Source organism: Mesorhizobium sp. M7A.F.Ca.CA.002.05.1.1 (assembly GCF_003998335.1).
Taxonomy (GTDB): Bacteria; Pseudomonadota; Alphaproteobacteria; order Rhizobiales; family Rhizobiaceae; genus Mesorhizobium.
This window is the reverse complement of record NZ_RZQI01000467.1, coordinates 1-4641: the sequence shown is the minus strand read 5'-3', so window position 1 is coordinate 4641 and position 4641 is coordinate 1. Positions and strand designations below refer to the sequence as shown.

Annotated in this window: 6 protein-coding genes; 1 reads left to right on the top strand and 5 read right to left on the bottom strand. The window is 61.3% G+C overall.

Annotation, left to right across the window (positions count from 1 at the left end; all coding sequences use genetic code 11):
* The 4 genes from EN939_RS21690 to EN939_RS21675 all read right to left on the bottom strand — a co-directional run.
* Positions 1–570, bottom strand: a 570-nt coding sequence (locus EN939_RS21690) for an MBL fold metallo-hydrolase (RefSeq protein WP_127269605.1), incomplete at its 3' end; no start/stop codon positions are given.
* A gap of 34 nt (positions 571–604) precedes the next feature.
* Positions 605–1345, bottom strand: coding sequence for an ABC transporter ATP-binding protein (locus EN939_RS21685; protein WP_127269606.1), 741 nt, complete (start codon positions 1343–1345; stop codon positions 605–607).
* Positions 1314–2138: an ABC transporter permease gene (locus tag EN939_RS21680; RefSeq protein ID WP_127269604.1), complete on the bottom strand. Its 825-nt coding sequence runs from the start codon at positions 2136–2138 to the stop codon at positions 1314–1316. Before EN939_RS21680 ends, EN939_RS21685 begins: the two co-directional genes overlap by 32 nt.
* The gene (locus EN939_RS21675) at positions 2135–3121 is read right to left on the bottom strand and encodes an ABC transporter substrate-binding protein (RefSeq protein ID WP_127269603.1); all 987 of its coding nucleotides are present in this window, start codon (positions 3119–3121) and stop codon (positions 2135–2137) included. The genes EN939_RS21680 and EN939_RS21675 overlap by 4 nt, the downstream gene beginning before the upstream one ends.
* Positions 3122–3727: 606 nt before the next feature.
* On the opposite strand from EN939_RS21675, the gene EN939_RS21665 reads away from it, so the two are divergent.
* Complete coding sequence (locus EN939_RS21665; protein ID WP_127269601.1) at positions 3728–4108, top strand: c-type cytochrome; 381 nt, start codon at positions 3728–3730, stop codon at positions 4106–4108.
* Between the two features lie 47 nt (positions 4109–4155).
* Here the strand turns inward: EN939_RS21665 and EN939_RS21660 are convergent.
* The coding region (locus EN939_RS21660) for an HAD-IA family hydrolase (protein ID WP_127269600.1) at positions 4156–4641 on the bottom strand (486 nt) is incomplete at its 5' end.

Below are 4641 nucleotides of genomic sequence, written 5' to 3'. Positions count from 1 at the left end.
CAGTTCAATCATGCGCCCGCCGAGGTCGAGTTGCAGGCGATCGTCGACCAGCATGGTCGGCGGCACGATCTCGATCCCCTCCATCAACGCCTCGCCAAGCTGTTCGCGATAGTTGTGCAGATAGAACGCTCCACGCGCCTCGAGAGCACGCGGCAGATTGCGGTGACCGACGATGGTCGCGCCGATCTTCCGGAATGCCGCATTGCCGAAGATGTGGTCGGGATGCATGTGGGCGTTGACCAGGAAGCGAACCGGCTTTGCTGTCAGCTTTCCGATCGCGGCGAGAAAGGCCTGCGCCTCGATCAGGCTGCCACCGCTGTCGATGACGGCAACCGCATCGGTGCCGATGACGGCGCCCAGATTGCAGATCGCACCGTTGTTGGCGGCGGTCATCAATTCATCCGCGCCCTGGAAGGCGAAGACGCCGTCGGCGATTTGCGTGGTCGAGAACCGCAAGCTGCCGCCTGCGGCCAGAACGGCTCGTCCGAGGCAGCATGGCAGCAAGGCGGCGCTGGCAGCGGTGCAGGTGAAGCCACTCACAAGCCTGCGTCTTAGCCGATCAACCGACATGAAGGCCTCCGATATGCATTTCGCCAGCAGGCGATCAGGTGACGTCCGGAAATCTATGATGGAACGACCGCAGGAGGTCGCTCATCACCTGCGAATTGCGATGTTGCCGTGGCAACCGTACGTCGAACACGCCGAGCACATGGGTTGGCCGTGGCGCGAGCACGATGATGCGGTCCGACAGCATCAGTGCCTCGCGTAGATTGTGCGTCACCATCAAGGCGGTCGTTGGCCGTGCCGACCACACGGTCAAAAGCAGATGCCGAAGCCGCTCGGCGGTCTGTTCGTCGAGCGAGACAAAAGGTTCGTCCAGGAAAAGCACCGCCGGCTCGGTGGCGAAAGCCCTGGCAAGTGCTGCCCTGCGCGCAAGGCCGAGCGACAGTTCGGCAGGATAGAGCGAGCGCATGCCGGCGAGGCCGAGCGTGTCGAACAGCCCGTCGAGATTTTTCGCTCTCAAGCTTTTGGGCAACGCCAGCCTGACATTCTGTTCCACCGTTCGCCACGGCAGCAGGGTCGGTTCCTGGAATACGGCGGCGATGCGGTTCGAACCTCCTTGCGGCAACTGAAAGGAGCCGGAAAAGTCTTTGTCCAAGCCAAGCAGGATACGCAGCGTCGTGGTTTTGCCGCAGCCCGACGGTCCCAGCAAGCAGGCGAATTCGCCTTGCCGGACCTCGAAGGAAAGGTCCTGAAGCGCCGTGATCGAGACGCCTCGCGTGGACCTGAAGGTCTTTTCGGCGATGTCGACCTTAAGCGGGACGACGGCGCCAACGGGTTGCATGTCGTTCAACGGGCTGCACCAGGAGAAGTTCAATGACAAGCATCACCGCCACGAAAGCCAGCGTGTAGGCAAGGATGGCGGCGACATCGAAGAGCTGGAAATAGAGATGGATCTGGAAGCCGACACCGTTCGAGCGGCCGAGCAGTTCGACGACCAGGACGATCTTCCAGATGAGGGCAATGCCGGATCGCGATGCGGCGGCAAGATAGGGCTGCAATTGCGGCAGCAGGATATGGCGGATGCGTTCAAGGCGGCCGAAGCGATAGACGGTGGCCATTTCGGCGTAACTTGGATCAAGCGCCCTGGCGCCTTCGCGCATCGTCACCACGACATTCGGGATCTTGTTCACCGCCACCGCGCCGATCGCCGCCGCCTCGTTGAGGCCGAACCAAATGTAGCCGAGGACGATGACCACCAGCGCCGGGATGTTGAGGAACAGGATCACCCATGGGTTGAAAAAGCGGTCGACGCGACGATGGCTGCCGAGCAAAACGCCGATGACGGATCCGATGATCATGGCGACGATATATGCCGCGGCGACCCGGCCGAGAGTCACGCCGAGATGGTAAAAGAGGTCGCCGCTCGCAGCCTCCCTGAGAAGCACCTGCCAGACCTGCCGAGGCCCTGGAAAGGCACGGCTTGGCCAGACACTTGCCGCAAGGTTCCACAGCAGGCAAAGCCCGAGCAGGGAGACCGCAACAGTCCGCGCGGGCATGAGTGCCGTCGCCAGACTGCGTCGGCCGGACATGCTCGGCGGAGCATCACGCGTGCCGTCGGTTCCCAATGCGGTCATTTCCGGGGATCCTGCCAGAACGTGCCGGGCGCCATTTCCGGCGCGCTGCCGACAAGTTTCGCGCCGCCGATCGCCGCCAGCACATGGTATAGCCTGCCGGCGTCGGCCGCTTCCTCCGCGACCGACCGTCTGGGAATGCCCTGGCGGTAGCGATCGCGCAGCTTTTCCAGTTCCTTGCCTTCCGCGCGAATGATCGGCGCCAGGCGCAGCCATTCGTCATCGGATCTGGCCAGCAAGTCCTTGGCTTGCGCGGACGCCCTCACGAAACCCCTGACTGCATCCGGGTTCTCGTTTGCCCATTGGTCATGGAAGACGTAACCGAGGGTCGAAACGGGTCCCAGAGCCCCGAGCGACTTTGCCGCGTCGTTCACGCCGATCAGTCGACGGAAGCCATTGGCCTCGAGACGGGCGCAAAAATGCCAGAAATTCAGCACCGCATCGAGTTCGCCCTGTATCGCCTTTTCCGAAATCAGCGGCGGCGCGCCGAAGACGATGTCGCTGGCTGCCGACAGGTCGACGCCGAGATCGCGTCTGCTCAGCGCTTGTATAAGCAGCCAACTCTTGTCGAGCGGGCCGCCGGCGACGCCGATTTTCTTGTCCTCGAGATCGGCGACCGTCCGGATCGGCGAATCCTCCTTCACCATGATCGCCCCCACGGAGGTCGAATAGGGGGTCAATGTGAGGTCGCCGCCTTCGGAGCGCTGGCGCGAGACCCACAGCCAGTCGGAGACGATCATGTCGATCGCGCCAGCCAGCATCGCGACGTTGGTTGCATCCTCGCCGGCGAAGTCGATGATCTCCAGATCGATCCCGTTGGCGGCATCGAATTTGTGCCGCCTTAGCGTATCGAGTTCCCAACTCACGGTTCCGAACTTCAGCACACCGAGGCGAATCCTGGCTGCCGCAACGACCGGCCTGGTAGCAAGAACAGCGGCTGTCCCGAGAACCGCCAGACGCAGCGTCATGCGCCGTGAAACCATCATGACACCTCCTCCCCAGGGTTCCGCGCTGCCAAATTAGATGGCTCGTTCCTTGCTCGGAAATGCGCATTTCCAGCGCATGACCTTGAGGTTCGGGTGTTCTTGAGACCATTTCGCGATTTCGCTGGGGGCAAGGATCATGCATTGGAACAGAGTGCCGCGGCTCTCGAAATAGAGATGTTCGTCTCGGCAATTGCTCGGATTGGCGCTGAGGCAAACCGTCAATATGAGATCGACCATGTCCATTCAGCACCTCTTGCGCGTTCCCAAACGCCCATATCGGCAAGCCCAGCCCAACCAGGAGCGAGGACAAAATCACCGCTTGCCGGATTTCCCGAGGTGCCAATGGAGAAACCGGAATGAGGTCAAGCTACGCGCTCGCCGGATAGCCGTCAACAAAGACGAATGGACAGGTCTCTTGAGCACCCAGGCCTCTAAACCTTTGTACGATTGACTTTCACAACATGCCAATTAGCTTCTGAGCCACGCGGCGCGGCTCCACGGGAGAAGCGGATATTCCACTCCACCGCGTAAGGCGCATGCAGACGGATCAAAGGATCGGCATGCGCAAATCGTCCAGGGCACCCAGACGATCAATGAGGAAATACCATGCGCGCAATCGCATTTTTCGCAGTCATGTCCGTTGTGCCCTTCATGGCGAGCCAATCCCAGGCCCAGGATGCGGCGGCCGGTGAGAAGGTCTTCGCCAAATGCAAGGTCTGCCATGCCGCCGACCAGGACAAGAACAAGGTCGGCCCGTCGTTGAACGGCGTCATAGGCCGAACGGCTGGGACACACCCGGGGTTCAGCTATTCTCAGGCGATGGTCGCGGCTGGAAAATCCGGCGTCAAATGGGATGAGCCCTCGCTGAAGACCTATCTTCACGATCCCAAGGCCATGATCAAAGGAACGAAGATGGCGTTTGTCGGCCTCAAGCAGGACGAAGACATCGCCAATGTCATTGCCTATCTGAAGCAATTCTCGAAATAGAGCGCAGCCGGCCGTTCGAATTTGCGTTCGGCCGGCGGACGCCTTGATCACGCATCGGCTTGCAGCTTCTGCATGGCCGAAGGCAGATCGAAAAGGCTGTCGCAAACAAGGTCGGCGCCAAGCTCTTCCACCGGAATGTGGCTGTAGCCGCCGCGCAACAGAATGACGGCCATGCCGGCGGCGCGTGCGGCACCCAGGTCAGCGCCACTGTCTCCGACCAGCAGCGCGTCACCGGCGTCGACCCCAAGCTGTGCCAACGCCAGCAGCAGGGCATCGGGCGCCGGTTTCAGGAATGTCACCGCGTCTCCGCCAACGATTGCGCCGAAATATTCCGTCAATCCGAAATGAAGCAGGATTTCGCGGGTCGCCAACTGCGGTTTGTTGGTTGCCACGCCCATGCTTACTCCGCCCAAATGAAAGTGGGTGAGAGCCTCCCTGACTCCAGGCATCAGCCTTGTCAGGCCGGTCAGATGCCGGCGGTAGATAGGCGCCATGACGCGATGGGCCTCATCGAGAGCGTTGCCGAGCAGTGG

Coding starts and splice junctions, on each gene's coding strand:
- EN939_RS21685 (WP_127269606.1), bottom strand. CDS start 1,345: ATGCAACCCGTTGGCGCCGTCGTCCCGCTTAAGGTCGACATCGCCGAA.
- EN939_RS21680 (WP_127269604.1), bottom strand. CDS start 2,138: ATGACCGCATTGGGAACCGACGGCACGCGTGATGCTCCGCCGAGCATG.
- EN939_RS21675 (WP_127269603.1), bottom strand. CDS start 3,121: ATGATGGTTTCACGGCGCATGACGCTGCGTCTGGCGGTTCTCGGGACA.
- EN939_RS21665 (WP_127269601.1), top strand. CDS start 3,728: ATGCGCGCAATCGCATTTTTCGCAGTCATGTCCGTTGTGCCCTTCATG.